Origin of the sequence: Streptomyces sp. NPDC051909 (assembly GCF_040681095.1) — a bacterium.
GTDB lineage: Bacteria > Actinomycetota > Actinomycetes > Streptomycetales > Streptomycetaceae > Streptomyces.
On record NZ_JBFAYA010000006.1, the window covers coordinates 249741 to 273590 of the forward strand.

Annotated in this window: 23 protein-coding genes and 1 pseudogene; 11 read left to right on the top strand and 13 right to left on the bottom strand. The window is 68.7% G+C overall.

Annotation, left to right across the window (positions count from 1 at the left end; genetic code table 11):
- Positions 1–624 precede the first annotated feature (624 nt).
- From AB0M18_RS12350 to AB0M18_RS12380, 7 genes are read right to left on the bottom strand one after another with little or no spacing between them, the layout of a single operon-like run.
- On the bottom strand, positions 625–1665 hold the full coding sequence (locus AB0M18_RS12350) for a serine hydrolase domain-containing protein (protein ID WP_365756803.1): 1041 nt from the start codon (positions 1663–1665) through the stop codon (positions 625–627).
- A 54-nt stretch (positions 1666–1719) separates the two neighbouring features.
- The gene (locus AB0M18_RS12355; protein ID WP_365756804.1) at positions 1720–2823 is read right to left on the bottom strand and encodes a glycosyltransferase family 4 protein; all 1104 of its coding nucleotides are present in this window, start codon (positions 2821–2823) and stop codon (positions 1720–1722) included.
- Complete coding sequence (locus tag AB0M18_RS12360) at positions 2820–3356, bottom strand: deoxycytidine triphosphate deaminase (protein ID WP_365756805.1); 537 nt, start codon at positions 3354–3356, stop codon at positions 2820–2822. The genes AB0M18_RS12355 and AB0M18_RS12360 overlap by 4 nt, the downstream gene beginning before the upstream one ends.
- A complete protein-coding gene (gene dcd, locus AB0M18_RS12365) occupies positions 3353–3892 on the bottom strand; it encodes a dCTP deaminase (protein WP_365756807.1) in 540 nt (179 codons plus the stop codon). The genes AB0M18_RS12360 and dcd overlap by 4 nt, the downstream gene beginning before the upstream one ends.
- Complete coding sequence (locus AB0M18_RS12370; RefSeq protein ID WP_365756808.1) at positions 3889–5103, bottom strand: bifunctional metallophosphatase/5'-nucleotidase; 1215 nt, start codon at positions 5101–5103, stop codon at positions 3889–3891. Before AB0M18_RS12370 ends, dcd begins: the two co-directional genes overlap by 4 nt.
- On the bottom strand, positions 5100–6419 hold the full coding sequence (locus tag AB0M18_RS12375) for a UDP-N-acetylglucosamine 1-carboxyvinyltransferase (protein WP_365756809.1): 1320 nt from the start codon (positions 6417–6419) through the stop codon (positions 5100–5102). Before AB0M18_RS12375 ends, AB0M18_RS12370 begins: the two co-directional genes overlap by 4 nt.
- Complete coding sequence (locus AB0M18_RS12380; RefSeq protein ID WP_365756810.1) at positions 6416–6868, bottom strand: ATP-binding protein; 453 nt, start codon at positions 6866–6868, stop codon at positions 6416–6418. The genes AB0M18_RS12375 and AB0M18_RS12380 overlap by 4 nt, the downstream gene beginning before the upstream one ends.
- Before the next feature lie 170 nt (positions 6869–7038).
- Here AB0M18_RS12380 and AB0M18_RS12385 point away from each other — a divergent pair, with 170 nt between their 5' ends.
- Both AB0M18_RS12385 and AB0M18_RS12390 read left to right on the top strand, forming a co-directional pair.
- Positions 7039–8322 (top strand): helix-turn-helix transcriptional regulator, encoded by a 1284-nt coding sequence (locus AB0M18_RS12385; RefSeq protein WP_365756811.1) that lies wholly within the window; start codon positions 7039–7041, stop codon positions 8320–8322.
- Entirely contained in the window at positions 8319–8846 is a 528-nt protein-coding gene (locus AB0M18_RS12390) for a flavoprotein (protein WP_365756812.1), read from the top strand. The genes AB0M18_RS12385 and AB0M18_RS12390 overlap by 4 nt, the downstream gene beginning before the upstream one ends.
- Here AB0M18_RS12390 and AB0M18_RS12395 read toward each other — a convergent pair.
- Positions 8834–9069, bottom strand: a pseudogene (locus AB0M18_RS12395) (transcriptional regulator); the annotation flags it as partial. The gene AB0M18_RS12390 and the pseudogene AB0M18_RS12395 overlap by 13 nt on opposite strands.
- An 83-nt stretch (positions 9070–9152) precedes the next feature.
- Here AB0M18_RS12395 and AB0M18_RS12400 point away from each other — a divergent pair.
- Entirely contained in the window at positions 9153–9389 is a 237-nt protein-coding gene (locus tag AB0M18_RS12400) for a hypothetical protein (protein WP_365756813.1), read from the top strand.
- A 116-nt stretch (positions 9390–9505) separates the two neighbouring features.
- Here the strand turns inward: AB0M18_RS12400 and AB0M18_RS12405 are convergent, their stop codons facing one another.
- The 5 genes from AB0M18_RS12405 to AB0M18_RS12425 form a co-directional block, all read right to left on the bottom strand.
- Positions 9506–11173 (bottom strand): mobilization protein, encoded by a 1668-nt coding sequence (locus AB0M18_RS12405; protein WP_365756815.1) that lies wholly within the window; start codon positions 11171–11173, stop codon positions 9506–9508.
- The gene (gene mobC, locus AB0M18_RS12410; RefSeq protein WP_365756816.1) at positions 11173–11619 is read right to left on the bottom strand and encodes a plasmid mobilization relaxosome protein MobC; all 447 of its coding nucleotides are present in this window, start codon (positions 11617–11619) and stop codon (positions 11173–11175) included. The genes AB0M18_RS12405 and mobC overlap by 1 nt, the downstream gene beginning before the upstream one ends.
- Positions 11620–11863: 244 nt before the next feature.
- Positions 11864–12658 (bottom strand): DUF2637 domain-containing protein, encoded by a 795-nt coding sequence (locus AB0M18_RS12415; protein ID WP_365756992.1) that lies wholly within the window; start codon positions 12656–12658, stop codon positions 11864–11866.
- Between the two features lie 109 nt (positions 12659–12767).
- Positions 12768–13400: an ATP-binding protein gene (locus tag AB0M18_RS12420; RefSeq protein ID WP_365756994.1), complete on the bottom strand. Its 633-nt coding sequence runs from the start codon at positions 13398–13400 to the stop codon at positions 12768–12770.
- 62 nt (positions 13401–13462) lie between these two features.
- Positions 13463–14380, bottom strand: a complete 918-nt coding sequence (locus AB0M18_RS12425) for a hypothetical protein (protein WP_365756996.1) — start codon at positions 14378–14380, stop codon at positions 13463–13465.
- Between the two features lie 306 nt (positions 14381–14686).
- Between AB0M18_RS12425 and AB0M18_RS12430 the strand changes: the two genes are divergently transcribed.
- The 8 genes from AB0M18_RS12430 (at position 14687) to AB0M18_RS12465 (ending at position 23632) form a co-directional block, all read left to right on the top strand.
- On the top strand, positions 14687–14971 hold the full coding sequence (locus AB0M18_RS12430) for a helix-turn-helix transcriptional regulator (RefSeq protein WP_365756817.1): 285 nt from the start codon (positions 14687–14689) through the stop codon (positions 14969–14971).
- A 110-nt stretch (positions 14972–15081) separates the two neighbouring features.
- The gene (locus AB0M18_RS12435; protein ID WP_365756818.1) at positions 15082–15294 is read left to right on the top strand and encodes a helix-turn-helix domain-containing protein; all 213 of its coding nucleotides are present in this window, start codon (positions 15082–15084) and stop codon (positions 15292–15294) included.
- Positions 15291–16727: a tyrosine-type recombinase/integrase gene (locus AB0M18_RS12440; RefSeq protein ID WP_365756819.1), complete on the top strand. Its 1437-nt coding sequence runs from the start codon at positions 15291–15293 to the stop codon at positions 16725–16727. The genes AB0M18_RS12435 and AB0M18_RS12440 overlap by 4 nt, the downstream gene beginning before the upstream one ends.
- Before the next feature lie 458 nt (positions 16728–17185).
- Positions 17186–18073, top strand: a complete 888-nt coding sequence (locus tag AB0M18_RS12445; protein WP_365756821.1) for a PhzF family phenazine biosynthesis isomerase — start codon at positions 17186–17188, stop codon at positions 18071–18073.
- Between the two features lie 333 nt (positions 18074–18406).
- Complete coding sequence (locus tag AB0M18_RS12450) at positions 18407–19306, top strand: hypothetical protein (protein WP_365756822.1); 900 nt, start codon at positions 18407–18409, stop codon at positions 19304–19306.
- Between the two features lie 441 nt (positions 19307–19747).
- On the top strand, positions 19748–20467 hold the full coding sequence (locus AB0M18_RS12455; protein ID WP_365756998.1) for a DUF317 domain-containing protein: 720 nt from the start codon (positions 19748–19750) through the stop codon (positions 20465–20467).
- Between the two features lie 669 nt (positions 20468–21136).
- On the top strand, positions 21137–22042 hold the full coding sequence (locus AB0M18_RS12460; RefSeq protein ID WP_365756823.1) for a hypothetical protein: 906 nt from the start codon (positions 21137–21139) through the stop codon (positions 22040–22042).
- Between the two features lie 228 nt (positions 22043–22270).
- On the top strand, positions 22271–23632 hold the full coding sequence (locus tag AB0M18_RS12465; protein ID WP_365756825.1) for an AAA family ATPase: 1362 nt from the start codon (positions 22271–22273) through the stop codon (positions 23630–23632).
- Positions 23633–23850 lie beyond the last annotated feature (218 nt).

Here is a 23850-nt window from a genome sequence, read left to right on the forward strand (position 1 = left end):
CGATCCCACACCAGCGGCAGCCGCTTGGCGTAGGTATGCGCAGGTCAGACCTCTCGGTGGACATCTCCACTCCTTCCCCCTGACCACATTCTGCCCAACACCACTGACAACACCCCGTCCCCGGGAATGCCCAGGCGAAGTGGTTCTCCATCTCGGTCGAGGCGACGAGCGCGGATACTCCACTCTGCGGCAGGTCTTCCGTAGCCGCGACTCCGCACGTAGAGGTAAGTCGGCTTGAGCAGGGGTTCTGGGTGTACCGGCTGCGCTCGGATCGGAGTTTCTACGGAGTGGCAGTCGACGGATCCAGCCCGTTCGGTCTGGAGAGAGCGGAGCACATGCGGTCCAGGCGCAAGTTGCAGGCGGGCTGTCGTGTCCCGTGCGGGACGTGGGACCGTCACCGGTGCGCTCCCTTACTACACGCCCGAGGGTGCGGATTCTGCAGTTCCTGCTGGATGCCGGCAGGGTGCTTCGGGAGCCATGCAGCGTTATCGGTGGCTTGGTGCATGGTGGCTGGCACACTCATGACTGATCACTACTGCAACGATCCTTGTGGCGATGGTCGTTGCAGTAATGGTCATCAAACAGTGGTTCCCCGGCCCTACGGCCTGGGGTGTTCGAGGATGGCTAGTCCGCGATAGGGAAGGCAAGTTCGCGGAACCTGCCCCGTACGGCGGCGAGCGGTTCGCGGTCGCGAGTGAAGAACAGTTTGTTGGTGAGAAGTGCTGCCCAGCGTTGCTGTTTCGGGCTGATCCACATACCTGTGCCGGTGAAGCCGTAGTGGACCCAGACGTCCTCCCGTAGCTCGGTGTCGGGCACGGGGTGCCAGAAGAGGCCGCGGGCGGGGGTGAGTTCGCCGGTGCGGATGCGTAGGGAGTCGGCGATCCAGGTCGGGCCGAAGGCGGCCTGCGTCGGGGCGAGCATGTGGCGGAGGAAGCGGCTGAGGTCGGCGAGGGTGGAGAAGGCGCCGGCGATGCCGCAGGTGCCGCCGAGGAGGCGGGCGGAGAAGTCGTGGGCGGTGCCCTTGAGGCGGGTGCCGGTTTCCTCGTCGAGTTCGGTGGGGGCGCAGCGGGTTTCGGCGTCGGCAGGCAGGGGCCCGAAGTGGGTTTCGGTCATGCCGAGCGGAGACCAGATCCGGTTCGTGGCCAGGTGGCCGAGGGGCTGGCCGGAGAGGTGCTCGGCCAGGTAGCCGAGGATCAGGGCAGCTCGGTCGGTGTACTCGACGGCCTGGCTGGGTTCGCGGTGGAGGGGCTCGTGGAGGACGCCGTCGCGGATGTCCTGGGGGTCGGTGCCGTAGAGGTTCTTGAGGTTGGCGCGCAGCGGCAGGCCGGCCGTGTGGGTCAGGAGTTCGTGGGTGGTGACCTGGGCGAGCGGGTGGCCGGTGACCTCGGGCCAGAAGGTGCCGAGCGGGGTGTGGAGCTGGAGCTTGCCCTCTTCCACGAGGGTGCCGATGACGGCCCACACGGCGACGATCTTGGTGAGACTGGCGATGTCGAAGACGGTGTCGAGCCGCATCGGCTCGTCCGGACGGGTCGGGTCGAGGAGGCCGACCGCACCGCTCGCCGTCGTACCGGAGGCGTTACCGACGGCCCAGACGGCTCCCGGGTAGACCCGGTCGCGGACGCCGTCCTGGAGGAGCTGCTCAATGCGCGGGATGTCGAGCGTCATGGTGTTCCGATCGTAGTGAGACGGCCGGTCCTGGTGGGGGTGCGCCACGGGTGATCAGGCGAGCCGCCTGCCGAGAGCGGCGAGGGCTTCGGCGGTGGCGCTCAGGGGGAAGCGGGCCGCGTTGGCGGTGCCGGCCGCGCGGAGCGCCGGCAGGAGGCCGGGGCTGGTGCGGAGGCGGTCGAGTTCGCGGGCGACGGCGTGCGGGTCGGCGAAGTCTGTGGCGAGACCGGTGCCGCCCAGTGCCTCGGTGAGACCGGGAACGGGTTGGTAGAGGACAGGGAGGCCGCATGCCTGGGCTTCGAGTGCCACAAGGCCCATGGCCTCCAGCGTCGTGGAGGGCATCACCAGGACGTCGTGGTCGGCGAAGGTCCTCCAGAGCTGCGGCCGGCGTAGCCAGCCGAGGTAGTGGACGTGTACTCCGCTCTGGTGGAGACGCGGGCGAAGGGCGTGAAACTCGGCTCGCGGTGCGGCGATGGACAGCTCGACGGACTGGGTGAGCGGGAGCGCCGAGAGGAGACTGTCGAAGCCCTTCTCGGGGGTGAGGCGGCCGGCGTACAGGATCCGCAGGTGGCTGGAGGGCTGGTTCCGGCGCCGTGGGGGAGGGGTGGCGATGAGGTGGTCGGGGATGCCCCAGGGGATCTTCTCGATCTTGCGGCGTCGGGTGTCGGGGGCGAGGAGGAGCAGTCGGTCCGCCATCGCACCGGTCGGCACCACGATCGCGTCGGCGGCCCAGGCTGCCTCGCGCAGGGTGGCCAACTGTTCGGGGTGTGTTTCGGCGAAGAGGAGGTCGGTCCCGTGAACCAGGGCGATCCGAGGGAGCTTTGGGAAGGCTCTGAGCAGGGCCGGGGCGGCGCCGAAGGCCAAGTGCTGCAGGTGTAGGACTCCGGCGTCGCCCGGATCCACCGCCTCGGCCAGGACTCGCTGGAGGGTGGCGACGTAGCGGCGGAAGGCGTACCCCGTCAGGCACTTTCCCGACGCCTGCACCAGCTCCAGACCCGCCGGCATGGGCGGCCGCAGGCCCCTGTGCTCGGGCGCGAGCATGAAGGCGCGGGCGGGCAGGAGGGGAACGCGGCCGGTGTAGAGGTCCAGGAAGAGCTCGACGCTTCCGCCGGGGCTCGGGAACGGCAGGTCGAGAGCGGTGACGACGGTGGGGTTCACGCGGGGCCTCCCGGGTTCTCCTCGTAGAGGCGGGAGGTTTCGATGCCCTGGCTGGCCCGGTATTTGAGGCCGTGGTTCTGGTAGCTGGCCGTGGCGCCGAGGGCCTGGAGGAAGACCAGCTTGCCGAACGTCATGCGCGGGTAGACCCGGACCGGCCGGCTCGCCCAGATCTCCAGGGTCCAGCGGATGGCGTGGCCCTGGTGCCCGAGGGGAGCGGAGACGTGGACCCAGATGCCGAGCGCGCCGATCGTCCGGTCGCCGTTGAGGAACTGCGCGTACGCCTCCGAGCCGGTCCGCTCGTACGTCGTCCCCAGGTAGAGGACCTCCGGCCGCAGTACGTACCCGGCCTCGGGGATCGGCACCTCCTGGAAGTCGGTCGGCCTCGCCGCGTCCAGGGAGCCGTCGTGGAAGCGCAGGGTGTCGCCGAGACGCCAGTCGTAGGCGTTGGGGGAGATCCTCCGCGGCTCGTACGGCTCGATGGTGATCTCGCCGGCGGCCCGGGCGGCGGCGATGGCGGGGCCGGTGAGGATCACGAGGCCACCGCCCCGAGGGCGCCGAGGTCGCGCCAGTACGCAGAGGGCTGGGGTCCGGCGGACGACTGGTACTTGCCCGCGTAGAGGGCCACCGGGCCGACCGACACGAAGAACATGATCTGCCCGATCCGCATGCCCGGATACACGCGCAGCGGTCGGATCGGGGAGAGCATGAGCGTCCACTGGCCGTGGAAGCCGATGTCACCGATGGGAGCGGTGATCTCGACGAACAGGCCGAGGCGGCCGACCGAGGAGCGGCCGAAGAGCAGGGGCACGAAGGTGTCCGAGCCGACTTCCTCGATGGTGTGGCCGAGGTAGAGCTGGCCGGGCTGGAGCTCGAAGCCGTCCGGCCCGATCTCGATCGGCTCGGTGGCGTTCGGCCTGTGGGCGTCCAGGGCGTGTCCGGTGTAGGTGAGCAGGGTCCCGCCGAGACGGACGTTGTAGCTGTTCGGGTTCACCTGCGTCGGTTCGAACGGGGAGATGCGAATGCGGCCGTCGACCGTGGCCTGGGTGATTTCGGGGCCGGTGAGGATCATCGGGAGTCTCCCTCGGTGAGCGTGTGCTGCACGGCCTGGCTGAGACGGACGCCGGCCTGCCGGGTACGGCCCCCGAGGTAGGTGTCGGCGAGGTAGCCGGTGGTCAGCACGGTCGGCAGGCGGTCGGGCAGGGGACGGGGCGCGGACACGACCGGGCCCGTCTGCGCGGTGAGGTGGGGGAGCAGGGCCGCCGGGTCCGTGAGGAAGGGCTCCGGCACGTGCGCGTGGACGAGCTGGTTGTCGAAGGGCTCGATGGCCAGGAGGTCGCCCTGCGTGAGTACGGTCCCCAACCGGGGAGATCGAAGTGCGGTCTCGTTCAGCAGGACGACTTCGGCGCCCAGACCGCTGTGGAGGCGGCCGGCGACGTCAGCGAGCAGTGCGTGACGGTCGAGCAGGCCGTTCGCGTACGGGGCCCGGAGCGGACCGATCGAGGTCCGCAGTTCCCCGTGGAGGGCGTCAATGGCCTCCTGTACGGGGGAAAGCTGGCGGGGGAAGCCGGCTGCCGGTGGGAACGAGCCCACCTGGGCGGTCCAGCCCGTGCCCACGGGCTCGGCCAGCGCGTACCCGGCACCGAGTTCACCTCCCTTGAGGACGAGCGCGTCTCCCACGGGCACCGGTTCTGGCCGATCGCTGTGACAGTGCCCGGCGAAGACGACGTTCAGGAGCGGGCAGGCAGCAGCCAGCTTGAGATCCTCGTCGAACCCGGAGTGGCTGAGCACCACCCAGGAGTCGGCCCGGTGGTGATGGGTCAGCATCAGCTCGCGCAGGGTCTGGACGGGTTCGGTGACACGGTGTCCGGCGCGCTGGTCGGCAGGGATGGCGTTGAACGCCTGGGGCCCGATGACACCCGTGACGGCGACGCGGCGAGCCCCGACCTTCACGAACCGGGCCGGATGGAAGAGCCGCTTGCCGGTCTCGGAATCCACGGCGTTCGCGCACACGGTGATGTCGTGGAGGCCGGGGTCGAAGTGGTGGATCCAGCCGTGGTTGCCGGGGACGACGGCGTCGTAGAGACCGACCAGGACGTCTCGCTCGATGCGGCCCTGACCGAGCCGGTAGTAGCCGGTGCCCTCGAAGAAGTCCCCGCAGTCGACGACGAAGCTGTCGTGCCTCCTGGCGTGCAGGTACGCGAGCATCGGTACGGCGTCGTCGAAGGCCGAGTGGAAATCTGTGGTGGCGATGATCCGCCGGAGGTGTCTGGCCACGGTCATGGGGTGACCTCGCAGATGTCGGCACCGAGGGCGAGGAGCTTGCCGGGCAGGTCGGCGTGGCCGCGGCGGATCTGGTCGACCCCGCCGAGCGTGGTGACGCCACGGGCGGTGAGCCCGGCGACCATCAGCGCCGAACCCGTGCGGATGTCGGTCGCCTCCACTCCGGCACCCGTCAGCCGCTGGGGTCCGGTGAACCGGCACTCGGTGGAGGACAGTTCGGTGATCTCCCCGCCCATGCGGACGAGCTGAGGGATGAGGTTGCTGTGGCGCCCGGGGTTGATCGGGTCCGAGAACAGGTGCGTGCCGGGGAACCCCAGGGCGAGCCCGAGCAGCGGCGGTTCGAAGTCGGCGTCGAGGCCGTTGGGCGCGAGGGTGGCCGTGGCGCGCAGGGGGCGGCCGGTCGGCTGGGTGTCCCGACCATGGACGACCAGTGCCTCGGGCTCCTCGGACGTGGGGATCCCCATCCGGTTCAGCGCTGCGGTCATCGGTGCGACGTCGGATCCGTGGACGCCTTCGATCCGCGCGGTGCCGCCGGTGGCGGCCACGGCACAGGCCAGGGTCCCGGCCTCGATCTTGTCGCCCGGCACCTTCCAGACGGGCGCGTCCTCCGAAGCAGAAGACGGAGGGGTGAGAGTGAGGACGCGTTCGCCGGCACGGTACTCGTACCCGACAGCCGCCAGCGCGCTCAGCACGCAGAGGACCTCCGGGGAGAGGTTCGGCTGCCCGAGCCGCAGCGGCGCACCTGCGACCACGGCGCGCAGCACAGCGACGATCGTCGCCCCGCGCGAGCGGAACGGCAGGACCAGCGACACCGTCCCACGGACCGCCCTGCCGGCTTCGACCACGTACCCGCGATCGTCCACGCGGACGCGGTCGCCGAAGGCTTCGTACACCTTGAAGTGCTGTTCCATGCCGCGGTCGCCGATCCGGCAACCGCCCGGCCAGGGAAGCCGGGCGCGGCCGCACAGGGCCATCAGAGCGGGGACGAGGTAGTACGAGGCACGGATGCTGGAGGCGGCCTCACCCAGGCCGTCGGGCGCAGGGGCCGCCTCGCCGGGAAGGACGAGGACGGTGTGGCTGTCACCGACCGGATGGGCCGTGTTCCAGCCCGCCTGCCGCAGCAGATCGAGCAGCGTCTGGACGTCGGAGCTGGCGGGCACGCTGTCGAGACGGACGGGGCGAAGGAGCGCCGCCGCGGCCGCGACGAGCGGGAGCGCGGCGTTCTTCGAACCGTCGACTGCCACCGCACCGGTAAGGGGCCGGCCGGGCCGGATCGCGATCACCTGGGACGTGACGGCGGGGACTCGGGTACTCACGTACCACTCCTCTGCGTAGGAAGGGACAAAGCGGCACCGGCCCCGGCCGGAGGCGGGGCGGCCATGTCGATCTCGGCCCAGCAGCACTTGCCGGACCCCGTCGGCGCTGTGCCGAAGCGGTCAGCGAGCACGCCGACGAGGAAGAGACCGCGGCCGCCCTCGCTGTCCTCGTCCGGCAGCGCCGGCTTCGGCAGAGTGCGGCTCCCGTCGCTGACCTCCACCCGCAGAACCGCGTCGGAGAACTGGGCTACGACGCTGATCGGCTGATGACCGGCGTAACGGACCGCGTTGGTGACGAGCTCGCTGACGACCAGCTCGGCCGTGTGGACGGCTTCCGGCGCCGCGGGCATCGCCGGCCAGGTGGCTATGGCCTGCCGCACCTGGCGTCGTGCCGTGGGCACAGCAACCGGTGTCGGCAGGAGAGTGAAGGTGAGCTGGTGCGCTTCCACGAGCGGCCTCCAGGATTCGGATCGACCACCCCAAGGAACCGCGTAGGACTCGTTGTTCGCGACGCTTCGTGCCCGCACCGCATCGTCTATGCAGAAGCCGCATGACGCCCCCGTACCGCTCGCCTACGCTGCGTCTGGAGGGCATGCTCGACGCGGACAGAAGGGCATGGATGGCAGACGTGAGGACCGAGGCCGAGAGGATCGGCGAGACGATCAAACGAGCCCGGCAGCGCACCGGCCGCTCGCAGGCGGACGTCGCCACCGCGCTGGGCTATCACCAGTCCAAACTCAGCCGCCTGGAGAGCGGACGGGGCACGGAGGACACCCGGGTCTTACGCGCCGTCGCCGCCGAACTCGGCATTCCCCTCCACAACCTCGGCCTGAGTGAGTCCGGCCCGTCCGTAGAACCGACCGACGACCCCGAGACAGAAGACATGCGCCGCCGCACCTTCCTCGCCGCGAGCATCGCGTCCCTCGCGGCTCCCACCGCACCTGCCACAGCTGCCCACGACGACCTCGTCCGGGCTCTTCTCCCGGGCGCACGCACGGCGTCCGCCCGAGCGGACGGCATGGATCAGGAGCCCCTGGAATCACGGGTCGCCGAGGCACGGCGCCTCTTCCACACCTGCGACTACGCAGCGCTGGAGGCCACTCTCCCCGGTCTCCTCGCCGACCTGCGCGAAGCCGCCGGCGATCACCACGGCGATGCTGCGATGACCGGGCTCCTGGCCACGGCCTACCAAACCTCCACAAGCCTGCTGCTCAAACAGGGAGACCACGGCAACGCCTGGCTCGCCGTGGGCCGTGCCACGGCCGAAGCAGAACGCTGCGGCGACCCGGTCGTTCTCGCCTCCAGCGTCCGCGTCCACGCCCACGTCCTGACCCGCGAGAAGCACACGGCCCAGGCCATCACCCTGGTCCGGCACACCGCCGGCCAGCTCGCAGGAGCATACGACCTGCGCTCCCCGCGCTACCTCGCGGCCGTAGGACTTCTCCTCCTACGAGGCGTGACTGCCGCCAGCACGGCCGGCGATCGTGCCGCCACGCGCGAGTTCCTCGACGAGGCGCGGGACATCGCCCGTTACGTCGCACTCGACCGCCCCGATGCCTGGGCCAACTTCAGCCCCACGAACGTTGCCCTCCATGCGGTAAGCGCCTCGGTCGCCTTCGGCGACGCCGGCATCGCCCTGAACACCGCCGCGCCCCTCATGCGCCGCCACATCCCCGTCCCCGAACGCCGGGCGGCGCTGTGGGTCGAGGCCGCCCGCGCCTACAACCAGCAGGGCCGCCTCGCCGAGGGCTACCAAGCCCTCCGCATCGCCGAGACCTGCGCCGCCCAGGACGTACGCCGTCCTGCCGTCCGCGACCTGGTCGCCGACATGGCCGCCCGAGATCGGCGACGTACGCTGCCCGAGCTCCACCACTTCAGCCGCCGACTGGGAGTCCCCGCGTGAGCGCACAGCCGTTCCTCTACGTCGTCGTCTGCGCCGCCGGCAACGCGGGCGACGCCCACAAGCTGATCACCGCCGCGCAGGAGCAGGGCTGGGGCGTCGGCGTCATCGCCACCCCCCAGGGCCTCGGCTTCCTCGACACCAAGGCGATCGAGGCCCAGACCGGCTACCCGATCCGCTCGGCCTGGCGCAGCCCCGGAGACCCGCGCCCCCTCCCGCCCGCCGACGCCATCGCCGTCGCGCCCGCCACCTTCAACACGGTCAACAAGTGGGCCGCCGGCATCGCCGACACCCTCGCGCTGGGAATCCTGTGCGAGGCGTACGGAATGGGCATCCCGACGGTCGTCCTGCCGTACGTGAACGCAGCCATGGCCGCGCATCCGGCGTACGGCCAGAGCCTGGCCCAGCTACGGGAGATGGGCGTCCGGTTCGGGTCGTACGAACCGCACCGGCCGAAGGCGGGCGGGGGAGCGGACCGCTTCCGGTGGGAGGAGGCGCTGGAGCTGCTGGAGGATCACGCCTCCTGATTGCTCAGGCGAAAGCGGTCGGTCATGCGCCGCAACTTCTTGCGTGTGGCTGCTCGTTCGGCGTACACGATGCTGCGGAGGGTGGAGCGGGCGATGGGGGGGTACGTACGAGCTGGGGTGCGATCCGCTCGGCGGTCTCCAGCTCGACGAGGGCCTTGTCGCGGTTGCCGTCCTACAGCCAGGCCCGCGCGATGTCCATATGGTGGTGTCCCTGACGGGAGTTGACGGGCGCGGAGCGTGAGGGCCTTGCGGAGGATTCCCGCCGCAGCCCGGTGACCGAGTGCGGCGACGGTCGTTTGGCGGACCATGAAGAAGATCATTGCCACAGCGGCCCTGGCCCTGACGAGCCTCGCGCTCGCGTCCCCGGCGCACGCCGACAACGACAGCAACTTCGGACCGGGCATCAACGCCGCCAACAACTGGAACTTCAGCGCCGCTGCCGTCTGCTTCCAGGAGCTGGCGGTCGTCCCGGTGGGCGGGGCGTGGGAAGGCAACACCGTCAACCACTGCACCAACGGCAACGTCCTCAACCACAACGGCTGATCGCACGGTCCAGCGAGCCATGTCCATGCAGTGGACAGAGCGGCAGTCCACCGAGTGGACGGGCTGGCTGTCCACTGAATGGACATGCCGATGCATCACGTGTGGTTGGCGCCGTGTCACCGACTCCTTGGCCGGGATGCCGTGGGCGGGACATGCGATGGGGTGGCGGAGCTGGGATGAATCGGCGTCGCGGCCATGCGGGGCGAGGGCTTTTCGGCTGTGGGTTCTCGCAGGCGGGTCAGGCGCCAGGTCAGGACTTCGCTGAGGTTGTTGGCGGTGTCGAGTTCTCGATGGCCGGCGGCTTGGGCGAGGAGTTGCGCGGGGGAGTGGCCGGCTGCTGTGGCCTCGTTGAGGGTGGTGGCCAGGGCGGGCCAGTCGGGCTCGGCGAGGATCCGCTCGGCCAGGGCGGGCAGAGCGTGGCGTACTGCGGTGGCCTGCCGGTTCAGCTGCCACTGCGGGAGGCATTCGCCCTGTTGGCGGAGCATGGCCAAGGGCTCGGTGGCTGCGGTTCGGTGGGCCGCACGGAAGTGGACGGCTGCTTGCTGTGCGGCCTCGGCCTGTTGGTGGTGGTCGCGAGTGCGGTGCCAGTGCTGGGCGGCGATGACCGCGAGCAGGAGGGCGTCGAGGGCGAGCACGAGCAGTGCGCCGTCCTTGGGGGCAGGCTGTCGCAGGATTGCCTTCACCGCCTGCAGGGTGGCCTGGGCCTGCTGGTGATGGGCGGGGATACGGGACCTGCCGGCGTGCTCGAAGGCGGTGGCGGCCTGGAAGAGCTGGGGCCGGAGATCGGCGGGAGCTAGCACGGGCAGCGCGTTGAGGGCTTCGAGGAGGACGGCGATGTGGGCCTGTGCGTCCTCGTCCTCGCTGTGGGTGAGGCTGTCGGGCACCTTGTCGACGGCGATGGCGAGCCGTCGCCAGGTCGTGGCTTCGGTCCGCTCCGCCGGGGTTGTGGCTGTGGTCGTGAGGCGTTCGGCGATCTTGGGGTACGAGAGGTCGGGGGCGAGGGTGGAGCCGGAGAACCACACCGGTTCGCCCTGGGCGTTGGTGTCGCCGGCGAGGGCGACCTTGTAGCCACGTATGTCGCCGGAGGGGAAGTGCTGGACGTCGATCATGGCCCCGGTTCCTTCGATGATCCGGAAGAGTTCCTCAGTGGTGGTGGCTGCTGAGACGGCGGTGCGGACGATGGTGCGCAGGCGTTCCCGGGACGTTCGCGTGGTCCCTGTGCGGCGGGCCTTCTCCTGTTCGGCGCGGGTCGGGCGTTTGGCGGCGGTGCGGTCGCCGCGCGGGATGTGGCGGAGGCCGTACTCCTTCTCGATGGCGACGAGTTCCTTGTCGGCGCGTACGAAGTCGTTCCAGTTGCGGGGCGGGCGGAGGTCGCCTCGGACCTTGGTGGCGACGATGTGGATGTGGTCGTCGGCGTGGCGGACGGCGATCCAGCGGCAGGCGTCGGGGTCGCCGTCCGGGGCGATGCCGGTGGCGTCGAGGACGCGGCGGGCGATGGCGGCCCACTTGTCGTCGGTCAGGTGGCGGTCTTCGGGGGCGGTGCGGATCGAGCAGTGCCAGACGTGGCTCTTCGGTGCCTTGTGGCCGGCCTGCTTGACCCGCAGGTCGAGGGCGGTGGCGAGCTGGGCGAGGGTGGCGTCGGGGTCGCGGCCGGGGTCGGGGGCGAAGCCGTCCCAGGAGGCGACGAGGTGGGGGTCGGTGTGCTCGTTGGCTCGGCCGGGCCCGTACAGGTAGTTCAGGACGCCCCGGGTCTTGTGGCCGGGCTTGCCGATCTTCGCGATCATCAGGCCGCCAGGCTGTGTGTGGCGGTCGCATTCGCGGCGGTGTCGACCGCCGCGACCGCCTGCCGCACCGCCGCCACGAGGTGGCGGGCCTCCGAGAGCACGGTGGCGTCTACAGGGTGGGCCTCGCCGCCAGAGTTGAGGCGGTGGGCGATCTGGTTCGCGTTCGTGCCGATCCTGGCGAGCTGGGTACGCAGCGCGGCGTACTCGTCGATCAGGTCGTCGACGGCGGTCCGCTCGGCGGGAAGGGTGAGGTCGCCGTTGATGTGGGCCATGACGACGGCGCCGACGAAGTGCGAGCCGGCCAGACCGCGGTGGCGGGCTTCAGCGAGGATCGCCTGCTTCTCGGCAAGGCTGTAGCGGACGTCGACACGCTCCTTGCGCTGCACGTCCTGGCGGGCGCGACGGCGGGCGACACGGCGCAGCGCGGCCTCGTCCGCCGCGCGCACACCCCCTATCCCCGGTGCGCCCTCGCGCCGGGGACCCGACGCCTCCGCCACCCCCGGGGCGGAGGCTTCCGCGTGGGACCGGCCCTTGGACGGTCCAGCGCCATACCTTGCTCCGCCCGGGGCAGGGCTGGAGGTCACCGACGGCTGGTCGGTGGGGGTCTGGGCGTGGCTGTCGTGCATCGGTGTGTTCCTTCGGAGTGAGTGCTGGAGCAGCGACTGTGTGGGCAGGAGATGACGGGGGATGTCAGGCGGCGGTCGCCAGCTTCGTGGTGGTGGCCGCTTCCTCCAGGGCGGTGTCGGCGGCCTTCTGGGCCCGAGCCCTGTCGACGGTGTAGCCCTCGGCGCGGGCCGTGCGCTCCAGGTCGGTACGGCGGACGGCGCCGGTCTCGTTGCGCATCTGGCGGGCGAGCTCCAGGAGGTACGCGTCAGGGGCGCTGGACTTGCGTCCGCCAGGTTTCGGCGTTGCCTTCCTCGGTGGTGTGGCGGCGGCGGGTGGTGGCGCCGTGGCGGGGGAGGCCGTTGCGGTCGGCGGCTTCGGCTGTGGCGTGGCGGTCGGCTGCGTCTGGCGCTGCTTGGCGGAGATGACGGTGGTGGCGGGCGGTGGCGGTCCTTCACTGGGCGCCTTGTCCGTTGGCGGTTCGGCCGCCACCACCGGCTTGTTGATGGTGAGGTGGCGGTTGATGACGAGGTAGAGGTGGACGGCGCCTGCGAGGGCGAGTGGGGCGATGGCGGACAGGGCGCCGACGGTGGCGTTGTTGAGGTGGAGGCGGGCCTGTTCGTTGAGGCGGATGGCGTGCAGGGCGTTGGCCCAGATGCTGGCGCCGGTCGCCAGAGTGACGAGGGTCCACACGTACAGGCGGGAGCGGAGCGGGGCGGTGCGCAGGATGAGCAGGGCGGTGACGCCGAGGGCGATGAAGCCGTCGATGACGAGGGGGAAGAGGTAGGTCAGCGGTCCACTGATGTGGGCGGCGACGGCCATCTGCCGCAGGGCGTCGTAGGAGAGGACGAAGCCGACGGTGGCGATCAGGGTGATCCCCATGAGGAGGGGGCGTCCTCGCTGCTCGATGGCGGGGCGTATCGGGGCAGGGGTAGACACGGGCAGGACTCTCCGAGGGCGGTGCGGGGGAGCGGACGGGGGCCGTCGGGGGTCAGGCGACGGGCTTTGTGCGGCGGCGGTCGGGGCCGTCGAGGATGACCCGTTCGGTCATCTGGGCGAGGCGGGAGGAGACGCGGTCGCCGAGGGCCGAGCGCAGGGCGTCGGTGGTGAGGTTGGTGGTGATCAGGGTGGGGCGCAGATGCTCGTACCGGTGGTTGATCAGCCGGTAGGTGAGCTCCTCGGTCCACTCGCTGGTCTTCGCCGCGCCGAGGTCGTCCAGGAGCAGCAGCGGGCAGCGCATCAGGCTCTGCAGCTCGCGCTCGCTGTCGAATCCGGGTCGTGGGCGCAGGCGGGCGTACAGGTCGGCGGCGGTGACGGCTTCCCAGCGCAGGCGGACCCCGGCGGCGAGCAGGCTGCGGATGGCTCCGTACGCCTGGTGGGTCTTGCCGGTGCCGGTCGGGCCGAGGATCCGCAGCGAGGGGCCCTCCGCGATGCCCGGGGCGCCGGATGGGCCGGGGCGTCCTGCGCGGGCGATCTCGTCCGTCCAGGCGGTGACCTGGGGGTGGTCGGCGAGGGCGTGGCGGTAGCGGGCGGGGATGCGGGCTTCGGCTAGTTGCAGCGCGGTGACCGGCTCAGGCGCTGGCTCCCGGGCGGCGCCGTCGGGGGCGATGCCGCGCTGCGCCAGGACGTCGCCAAGTCGCCCGGTGATCCGGGCGGGCTGCTGCTGGGCGCGCGTGAGGTTGGCGGTCAGAGGTCCCCTCCGTAGGCGGCGGCGTCGGTGGGGTTGGTCCACGGACGGTGGGGAGCGGAGGTCGAGGCGATGGCGTTCATGGCTTCGTGCACGAGGCTGGGCAGGGTGCTCGGGTGCAGGCCCTTGGCGCGGTGGCGGGCGAGGCCGGCGCGGATGTGGTCCGGGGAGATGCCCTCGGCGAGGAGTTGCTTCACCTCGCGGCCGAGATGGCCGAGCACGGCCTGAGGCGGGCGGTGGGCGCACCCGGAGGCGTACTCGCCGATCAGAACCTTCGTCGAGTCCGGCTCCGACTCCGAGCCCGCATGCGAGTCCGCGGCAGGCGCGGGGGCGCCTGCGCCCCCCAACGGAGTTGATCCTAGATCCCAGTTCCTAGGTCCTAGATCCGGACGGTGAGGGCTCACGGAGGGCTCGGTGAGCTCTCCCCGAGGCTGCGGTGAAGACTCACGGGGAAGGCCCTGACCTGCGAATTCGTCGTTCACGGAGTCCTCCGTGAGTCCTCCCGGACGACTCGCGGAGGACTCCACGAGAGCTTCCTGCGTCAGTGGTGAGGGCTCGCGTGGAATCCCGAGATCGTGGTGCGGGCACGAGGGAGTCCGGGTGCTGCTGGGTCGGTTGATCTTCTGGTGCTTGGCGAAGGTGACGATGTGCAGGTACCGCTTGCCGTCCCCACCCTCGTAGCGGCAGATCAGCCCGGCGCCGTCGAGCTGGATGAGGTCGTTCTCGACCGCTTCCGGCCCGTGCTCGCGGCGCAGGGACCACAGTTGGCCCGCGATGACGGCGGCCTGGTCGCGGAACCGGCCCTGGTCGTCGGCCTGGGTGAGCAGCCCGAAGAAGGTCCGCTCGGCGGACAGGGACACCGCCGCGAGGGATTCGGACGAGAACGCCTCGGGCTTGATGGTGCGGATGCGGGCGATGGTGATCGACCACCTTTCAGGACAGGGCAGGCCAGGGGGATCCGGGAAATCCGGCAGTGCATTCCGGCGGTGTCGGCGTGCATGGCCAACACAGCCACACCTACGGCGAAGAAGTCCAGACTCTTTCGGGAATTCTGGGACACTCGTAGGCGTGCCGAGTTGGCGAGTCCGGTCACTGTAGGGGTGAATTCCGGCTCCACGAAATCGCGCGTCGAATCTGCCTGGAACGGCCGCGCGATCCGCATCGCTCACAGCAGACAGGAATGGACTTCCGGACCTGTCGGCGCGCGAGCTACAACACCACCCATGCCGCCACGACCCCTCGCCATCGGCCCTGCCGGACACGCCGCCGCCCGCGCCATCGAACGTGCCCGTGCCGCCCGCGGCTACTCCCAGCGCCAGCTCGCCGCCCGCGTCACCGCACTGGGTCGGCCCATGACCTTCACCGCGCTCTCCCGGGTCGAACGCACCGTCCGACGCTGCGACATCGACGACCTCGTCGCCATCGCCGCCGCCCTCGGAATCGCCCCGCAGACCCTTCTCGCGGGTGCTCTCCCGGCCTCAGGGGCGGCCGGGGCGGGCGAAATGTAGCCGACGATCCCGGCTTAGCCAAACCGGGGAATCTCCGGATCGTTGTGCGTCCCGGCACGCCCGTAGATCCGGTCCCTGCCGCAGCCATGTCAACTTTCGGAAGAAGAACCATGCGCCGATCCCTGATATCCACCACCCGCCGCTCCGAAGAAAAGCTCACCGTCGATGAGCTCTGTGAAGAGCTGCGTATATCCCGGTCGACTTTCTACGACTGGCGCCAGAAAGGGCGAGCGCCCCGCTGCGTGAAACTCCCCAATGGAAGTCTGCGCGTCCGGCGCAGCGACCTGGAGAACTGGCTCACCGACTGCGAGGCGGCCGCGTGACCAACCGGTCCTACAAGGTCCGCTTCTACAAGACGGAGGTCTACGAGGGGAAGCGCGGCTCCACCTACACCGTCCGCTGGTCGGTCGACGGCCGGCGGCACGGCGAGTCGTTCAAGAAGAGCGCGCTCGCCGAATCCTTCCGCGCCACCCTGCTCGTCGCCGCCAACAACGGCGAGCCCTTCGACCTGAACACCGGCCGGCCCGTCTCCCACTCCGCGCCGTCCACCGAGCTCACCTGGTACGACTTCGCCCTCCAGTACGTGGACATGAAGTGGTCCCGCATCTCGGCGAACAACCGGATCAGCACCGCCAAGGCACTGACCAAGGCCACGCTGGCGCTCATCCGGGCCGAACCCGTCTCGTACGACGGCGTCGACGTCCGCAAGGCGCTGCGGGAGTACGCCTTCAACAAGAAGCGCCGTGACGAGGCGCCGTCCGAGTACCGGGCGATCCTGGCGTGGATCCGGCGCCACTCGCTGCCGATGGGTGCCTGGGAGGACACGAAGCACGTCGACGCCGTCCTCCATGCGCTCGACACCGTCCTCGACGGCACGCCGGCCGCAGCCAGCTCCGCCAAGCGGTACCGCCGGATCCTCAACGTGGCCTTGGGCTACGCCGTTCGCCAGAACCTCCTCCGGTACAACCCCATGCCCAAGGGGAGGGAAGAGGCGGCGGCGCCGAAGACCTCCGGAGCCGTCGACAAGCGTTCCCTCCTCAACCCCCACCAGGTCGCTTCCCTGCTCGCCTGGATCGCCGCCCGCCCCCGCACCGGCCACCGACTCACCGTCTTCTTCGCGACCCTGTACTACGCAGGGCTGCGCCCCGAGGAAGCGGTCGCCCTTCGTGTCGAGGACGCCGTCCTGCCCGCGACCGGCTGGGGTGAGCTCCGCGTCCACACGGCCGAGCCCGAGGTCGGCAGTCACTGGACCGACGACGGCGACGTCCACGAGACCCGCGACCTCAAGGGCCGGGCCGCCGGGGACACTCGTACCGTCCCTGTCCACCCCGCGCTGGCCGCGAGCCTCCGGGAGCTGATCGCCTGGGATCAACTCAAGCCCGGCGACCTGTTCTTTCCCGGAGAGAAGGGCGGCCTCCTGGCCGGCTCGGTCTACCGGCGCGTCTGGGCCAAGGCCCGCAAGGCCGTCCTGCCCGAGCACGAGTACAACTCGCCCGTCGGCAAGCGCGTGTACGACCTCCGGCACACCTGCCTGACGACCTGGCTCAACAACGGCATCCCGCCGGCCCAGGTCGCCGAATGGGCCGGCAACAGCGTCCCCATCCTCCTCTCCACCTACGCCCGCTGCATAACTGGCCAGATCGCCGAACTCCAGCAGCGCATCGAAGGCCCCCAGGCGCTGCCCGGCACGTTCGGGTCTCCTGCTGTCGTGGTGTCTCCTTCCCGGACTCCCCGGACGCCGGGGCGCACCCGCTGAAGCGGGCGTTGCTTTTCAGGGACTGACTCCGTATCCGGCCTCTGGCTCATAGTGCCGCGCGCGATGTCACTTGGCAGGGAGACTTGCTGCAGTTTGAACCGGCGCTGGCGTAGATGGGTGCGCCTTGCATCTGGGCGCTGGCTAGGACCTGTCCGGTCGGTCATGAGCGGGTCAGATGACCGACGCGGCTGCCGTGCCAGACCGGCAGCTCGTACGGCGGTACGCGCGAGCTGACCTTCATCTCCCAATTCATGTGCGCACGGCGGATCCCGGGGAGGGCCATGTGCCTTGTCCGCTCGCGCGCGGTGAGCATCGTCGAGGGCGGGAGCAGATCGACACGAGGGGGCGTATGTCATGAGCGTAGAAGCCGAGATTGCCGAGATCGTGACCGCGGAGCGGAGCTCCGAGGCGGTCCCTACCTGGGGAACCAACCTGGGGATCCCGGCCGTTGCCCCGGCATGAACTCCATACGGGAAACCCCCAACGTCCTGCGTTACACCGCCTTCTCCGACGATCCTGAGGGAGGCAATCCCGCCGGAATCGTTCTCGACGCCACGGGCCTCAGCGACGAGGAGATGCTGGCGATCGCCGCCGAAGTCGGGTACAGCGAGAGCGCGTTCCTGACAGCGCCGTCCGAGGGAGCGGGCTCCGGCGCGTCGGACGCCGGGCGCGCGTACACCATCCGCTACTTCAGCCCCAAGGCGGAAGTACCCTTCTGCGGTCACGCCACCGTCGCGACGGCCGTGGCCCTCGGCGAGCGCATCGGCCCCGGCGACCTGGTATTCACCACGCAGGCCGGGACCGTGCCGGTCACCGTGACGCGCGAGGGCGGGGCGCTGCGGGCCACGCTCACGAGCGTCGAGCCGCACATCGAGGAGGTCGCGGCCGAGGACCTGGCGGAGGCACTTGCCGCGCTCGACTGGCTGGCCGGCGACCTCGATCCCGCCCTGCCTCCCCGCATCGCCTTTGCGGGCGCCCGCCATCTCGTCCTGGCTGCCGCGAGCCGAGAGCGCCTGGCCCACCTGGCGTACGACTTCGCCCGCCTGGAGGCCCTCATGCACCGGCTCGACCTGGTGACGCTGGAGTTGGTCTGGCGCGCCTCTGCGGAGGTCTTCCACGTCCGTGCCCCGTTCCCGGTGGGCGGTGTGGTCGAGGACCCGGCGACCGGGGCGGCGGCCGCCGCCTTCGGCGCGTACGCCCGTGAGCTCGGACTCGTGCCCGAGGCGACGGTCCTCACCCTCCACCAGGGGGAGGACATGGGGCGGCCCGGCGTCCTGACGGTGGAGCTGCGGGCGGGCGACCGGCGGATCAGGGTCGGCGGCGCAGGGGCCCGCATCCTGGCCTGATCCAAACGACAGAACCTAGGAGCATCCTGCGGTTGAGGGCGGGATCAACCGCCTCCAGAAGCATCGCGCTGTCGCCCCGAGACGTATTGATACACGAGGTCGGCGCTGCGGAGGTTGTGTCGGGACAATCGAGACAAGGTGGTTGTCGCCGGACAGTCCCCGCGGCCTGATGCTCAATGACGGACGGGCCAGGCCTGCTGATCGTAGCCACCGAGATATTCGGGACAGATGTGTCGGACCTGCGTGGTACGACTGCAACCCAGCAGTGTTCGAGTAGATGGGCGGTCAGCAGTGGGGCGACAGGAAGAAGCGATCCGCGTTGCGGACGAGCTCTTGGCCGACATCGAGCTCAAGCGGTTGAAGGCATCCGAGGTTGTCCTGAAGGCGAGCAGGCTCGCCCGGCTGGTCGGCCACGGCGAGTTGGCGGAGTTCCTCGGGTTCGAGCGCAACGGGTACCCGACCGACGGTTCGGCGAGGATGTGGATTGGACGGGCGGGCCGCTGGGCCGATCGAGAGAAGGGCACTTTCTACACCCAATCGATCGCGAAGGTGGAGGCCCAGGTTGAGCCTGGCCAGCAGGCGATCGACGCTATGCGTGGCGGGGGCAACTATTCGGGCGACATGGCCTCGGTTGCGTCGCGCGACCATGACACGCGGATTCTCCGTTCCTCAGCCAATCTCAGCACGTGGACCGGGATCTGCGGGCAAGTCGTCGCGACCGTCTACGACATGGTTGCTGAGGTCTACCACGAGCTCGTGTTCAGTGAGCTCCAGGCGAGCCTCTTCGCGAACCTCCAGGAGAAGGTCGACGGGGCGTTGGCGGCGGCGAGTGGGACCGCGCTCGAAAAGATCGAGCGTATCTCTGACCGCCTTCGGGACGGCGACTCCGAATCTGTCAGCCAGGCCCTCACCACCTGCCGTCGGTTGATCGATTCATCGGCGGACTACGTGTTTCCGGCACGGGACGAGCTGTACAAGATCGGGGATGAGGTCGACCTGAAGGTCGGACCGCAGCAGGTGCTGAACCGGCTCCAGGCCCATACTCACGCTTCTGGGGCGTCCAAGAGCCGCAGGGACCGGCTGCGCCGGACCCTGGCCGATCTCTACGCCCGTTGCTCTGCAGGCACTCACGCCGAGGTCACCATCGACGAGGCACGGTTCATCTTCCTGCAGACATACATCGTCCTCGGCGAGATCCTGACTCTAAGCGCGCCTGGGGACGGCGAATCCTGACTCCGATTGCCTGCCACTGCCATGTGCGGGACCGCTGGTGACAGGATCGCTGGAAGGTGAAAAGTAGGGGCCTAGCATCTGTCGCTGGGCGGTCCTGATGGCCCGGTGCGCAACGTCCTACGGGCGACCAACTGTACGGCCGGCGGCGAGTTCGTTGCGTACGACGTCGGCGTCGCGCAGGTCGTCCTCCAGGTCCGGATGAAGGGGAGTCGAACGGCCCGCGGTCTGCCGCGCGCTGTCGGTACGACCTGTGCAAGGGCTGGGTTCGGCCGTGGCCGGTCCCCTCTGCTGTGCCAGTTCGCCGGAGGCAGACGACGAAGCAGCCTCGGGGACTGGATGCGACCCCGGGGCCATGTCAACGTGGACAACTGCCCAGAACCTCAGCCGCCTGGAGGCGCCCTGTACCAGCAGCACCACGATGAATCCCCCCTGCCCGACCCGATCTACTGGGTCACCCCTCGCCACCTGGCGGGCGACGACGAGGCTCTCGCCGACCAGGTGGGCGCGGCCCTCTCGTCCGCAGGCTGGCGGATGTGGCCGACCGCCCGCGACACCCTCCTCTACATGGACCCCGACGGATTGTGCGGCGCCGAGTGGACACGGGCCGCCTGCTCCTTCGAACTGGGAGACCTTCCGGTTGCCTGGCAGATTTCTGCCCGGTCGCATCCCAGCAGCGCACTGCCGGAGTGGAACGCGTACTTCACCGCCGGCGTCCCCCACGAGACGCTGACCGACTTCCTTCTCGCCCTCGACGCTCGCGCGGAACCGGCCTTCTCCTTGGACGGCCCCGAGACTGTCCTGGCAGCGATCTGCGCCCAGGGCTGGGCTCGCGACATCGACCGTCCACACACCGCCGCTCTTGCCCCGGGGCTCACGGCTGGCATCTCCCTGGAGGAGGTGCCCTCGCTCGTCCGTGATGCCGACCCGCGGCCCGGACGGTTCGGTTGGCAGGCGTGGGCCGAGCCAGTCGTCGGGGATTCGTACCTGTGGTGTGCCAGCTTCAGCAGCAGCGTGCCGCAGGATCTGATCGCGATCTTCGCTTCCTCGCTCGCCTCGCCTCATCCGGTGCAGCGCTCACGCCTGCCCGCCGGAGTCGAGGGGCAGCTCACCGTCATCCACCCGGGAACCCGGCGGCAGAGAAGAGCGCGCGGACCGGAGTGAGGCAGGGCAGCGGGCGGCTCCGAAAACTTCGGGAAGTTTTCGGGAAATCCAGCCGCCAGAGGCCGCCTCCGACCGGATTCAGCCGGACGGATCCAGCCACCTGAGGTGCCCGTCCCGAACCCCTCGCCCATGACCCGAAACCAGCCACGACCAGCGGAAAGACCCTCCCGAAGGAGGGTCTCTCGTGGTGCGCCCCCGGCAGGACTCGAACCTGCGGCCAAGTGCTTAGAAGAGACTTGGCCGCAGCAGCGCGCCCAGGCCGCTGATCAGGGAGTTCGATGCCCTCCTGAGCGCTGCTTCGAAGCCTTCCCCGTGTATTCACCGGAGGGCTCGGTTCCGGCTGCTGGTGAAGCATGTTCCATCTAGTTTCTGATTTACCGTGACTCATCGCGACTCAGTGCGTCTCACTGCAGGTCAGAGGGGGTGACCGTCCGACGTGCATCGAGACTCATCGCGACTCAGGTCGTGACTCAGGCACTGGGGGCAAGAGACCACCAGCGGCGGCGGTGGTCTCTTCCGTGTGCCGCAACGGGCTGGCCGGATGGTTCGAGAAGGGCGAAGGTGCGCAACAGGTGCAGCGTCGACGTTAGGCATCTGACCTTGCTCGGTTCCGGTCACCCAGCGAACGCGCTCTGTCGCGGATCGGGTTGGGGTCTCTAGGCTCCCGTCATGTCGAATCAGAAGCGGGGCAAGAAGCACCGGACACCACAGAAGCGGGTCCCACGTCTTCCCTCGGTACCGCGGCCGCGTACAGCCCCGGCTCTGCCGGGAGGCGGGACACCGTTACGCGGCAGCCTGGACCAGACGGCAAAGCTGTTGGAACACGCGAAGCCCGATCAGCTTGTGGAACTGGTGCTGCCGCACCTGTGGGCTGCCATCGCTGACGGTCGGATGCCGGCGAACGTCTGTGTAGACGCGTGCATGACGCTTCGCAACGCCTACGGCCAGCTTGGGATCCGGGCGGAACTGCTGTCGGTCGATCTCGCGGTTCGGCACAAGGACGGGGGAGGTACCCGCTACGGCTCCCTCACGCCGAGCTGGACCGGGACCTCATGGAACGGACACTGCGTGTTGGTGTTGCCGGACTCAGAGCGAATCGTGGACGCCACCGTGGAGCAGTTCGACGAGGTCCGCGAGGTCGGCGCCGGACCGATGATTGGCAAAGTGGCTCTGTCGACCCACGGCGACGGTTCGATGTTGCAACCGGGAGCCCAGGTGCTGCTGCAGCGCGGCGACCTCGTGCTGGCGTACACGGTCGCTGGGCCCGAGGCGATCGCTTCCATCGTGGAGCACCCAGAGGCGGTTGCCCATGCCGACGACCACCATCGCGTCGGCGTGAACGTTGCTTCCCTCACCCTGGCCGCATTGCGCAGTGAGGGAGTGCGCGGCCGGGCTATGCAGGCTCCACATCCGCGGCTGCGAGCCCTGCTGCGGGCTGTTGGGGACGCTCCCTACGAGGCCGACGAGGCTGGAGACGTGAGGTTCAAGGCGACCGACTCAACTGGTCGCGAGCAGTGGCAGCGACTCGATGAGATCCCGCTGCCACCTACTACCCCGGCTGCCTGGCCGCGCTAGTAGGAAGGGGCAGTGGCCCACCAGGGCGGCGTGAACGAAGGAGTAACCAGCAACCGCGAATCGTCGGCAGTCCTGAACGGCTGTACTCCTGAGCTAGCTGCCGCGCTGGTGGTCCTGGGGCCGTTGCTTCGCCAGAGTATTCCGGCTGATGACACCAGGAACGCGCCTACCAGTACCCGTGGTTGCACTAGCGTGTCGCTTCAACAGTCAGCTAGCAAGGAGGCAGCAATGAGCGACATCCATGCAGGGATGGACGGGGAAGGGTCGGAAAACTCTCTCCAACAGGAGCAAGTAGCTGCGTTTGGGAGACTTCAGCGCTACACGATCACTGAGCTTTTCGGTGCGTACAGCCATTCAATTATCCTCGATAGTCGAGAGCCAACGATTCTGACCGGTTCCAACGGGACAGGGAAGTCAACGATCCTTCGCACAATCAACATGATCAGCGGAGGTAATTGGTCGGCACTTTCGAAGATCAGGTTCGATCAGATCCGACTCGACTTCGAGTTGGCCCGACTGGTTGTAGGGCATCGTAAGAACGGGAGCATTAGTCTTCGACTGGACCATCTGCCCCATAAAGTGAAAACGTGGGAATACGCACCGAAATCCGATGGGATTCTCGGAGAAAGGGAGGAAATTATCGCACGATGGCTTGGCGAGGAGGTGCCGATTGACCCGATGTTGCTAGCGGAATATTCCTCTTCAGACGTGGAGGAGTATCGAAGAATCCACAACCTCCTTGCGCATAGGCAGAGCGAAAAGCCGCGGTGGGTCGAAAAGATCCACCAGTCCTTCCCGGCTCTCCTTGTTTCTGATCAGAGGTTGACCCCTGAGAGGCGAATGCGACCCAAGAAGCGAGGATCTGGCGAGGCTATTCAAGTCGTTGCCGCCATCGAAACAGCCGTAGAACACATCAACGCAGAAGTGCGGCGCTATCAACTTCTCTACGGGACCGAGTCGCAGAATCTCGACCGAGATTTCCCTAGGCGAGTCTTCACTGCCATCAGCTCGCCGATAGGATATTCAAGTCGGGAAAGCGTCATGCGGGAGTTTCAAGAGGTGCAGGCACTACGTGTCTCGCTTGCGGCAGCCGGACTGATCGACTCGTCAGAGGCAGGGGAATCGATCTCTGACCTTCCTCTGGAAAGTGCGGACTCGCTAGCGCTCATCTCCACCTACATCTCTGACACGAAAAAGAAGCTGACCACCTTCGAACCTTTGCGGCGTCGACTGGAACCGTTCATGGACTTCCTGCGGCGCCACTATAAGGACAAGCGAGTTGGGATTGATACGGAGCGAGGTTTCCGAATCTTCTCCGAAAGGACGGGTGAAGAAATTAATCCCGTCCAACTTTCGAGTGGCGAGCAGCAAATGTTCGTCCTGTCTCACAAGCTCCTGTTCGAATCTCGCCCCGGAACCCTTGTGATGATCGACGAGCCAGAGCTCTCACTTCATGTCCTCTGGCAGGCGACTTTTGTCGATGACCTAACTGAGATCTCTGCCGTTTCAGGCACCTATTTCATGCTGGCCACTCATTCTCCCACGTTGATCGCCGGGCGGAGTGATCTGCGCCGTTCGCTGGACGCGTGACAAATGCCTGAGTACACCAACGCTTTCGACCTTCTCCTGGATGCGGAAATGCGTGCCGATGGTCTCGGATCATCGAAAGCAGTGCTAGTCGTCGAAGGGCCAGACGACCAGAGAGTCTTTGCTCGGCATGTATCTGATCCTGCACAGATCCTTCCAGCGGGGGGCCGAAGACTTCTAATCAGCGCCCACGAGAAGGCGAACCAATCGCAGCGCACCAA

Coding starts and splice junctions, on each gene's coding strand:
- AB0M18_RS12350 (WP_365756803.1), bottom strand. CDS start 1,665: ATGACGCTCGACATCCCGCGCATTGAGCAGCTCCTCCAGGACGGCGTC.
- dcd (WP_365756807.1), bottom strand. CDS start 3,892: ATGATCCTCACCGGCCCCGAAATCACCCAGGCCACGGTCGACGGCCGC.
- AB0M18_RS12370 (WP_365756808.1), bottom strand. CDS start 5,103: ATGACCGTGGCCAGACACCTCCGGCGGATCATCGCCACCACAGATTTC.
- AB0M18_RS12385 (WP_365756811.1), top strand. CDS start 7,039: ATGGCAGACGTGAGGACCGAGGCCGAGAGGATCGGCGAGACGATCAAA.
- AB0M18_RS12400 (WP_365756813.1), top strand. CDS start 9,153: ATGAAGAAGATCATTGCCACAGCGGCCCTGGCCCTGACGAGCCTCGCG.
- AB0M18_RS12405 (WP_365756815.1), bottom strand. CDS start 11,173: ATGATCGCGAAGATCGGCAAGCCCGGCCACAAGACCCGGGGCGTCCTG.
- AB0M18_RS12415 (WP_365756992.1), bottom strand. CDS start 12,658: ATGGGGATCACCCTGATCGCCACCGTCGGCTTCGTCCTCTCCTACGAC.
- AB0M18_RS12430 (WP_365756817.1), top strand. CDS start 14,687: ATGCCGCCACGACCCCTCGCCATCGGCCCTGCCGGACACGCCGCCGCC.
- AB0M18_RS12435 (WP_365756818.1), top strand. CDS start 15,082: ATGCGCCGATCCCTGATATCCACCACCCGCCGCTCCGAAGAAAAGCTC.
- AB0M18_RS12445 (WP_365756821.1), top strand. CDS start 17,186: ATGAACTCCATACGGGAAACCCCCAACGTCCTGCGTTACACCGCCTTC.
- AB0M18_RS12460 (WP_365756823.1), top strand. CDS start 21,137: ATGTCGAATCAGAAGCGGGGCAAGAAGCACCGGACACCACAGAAGCGG.
- AB0M18_RS12465 (WP_365756825.1), top strand. CDS start 22,271: ATGAGCGACATCCATGCAGGGATGGACGGGGAAGGGTCGGAAAACTCT.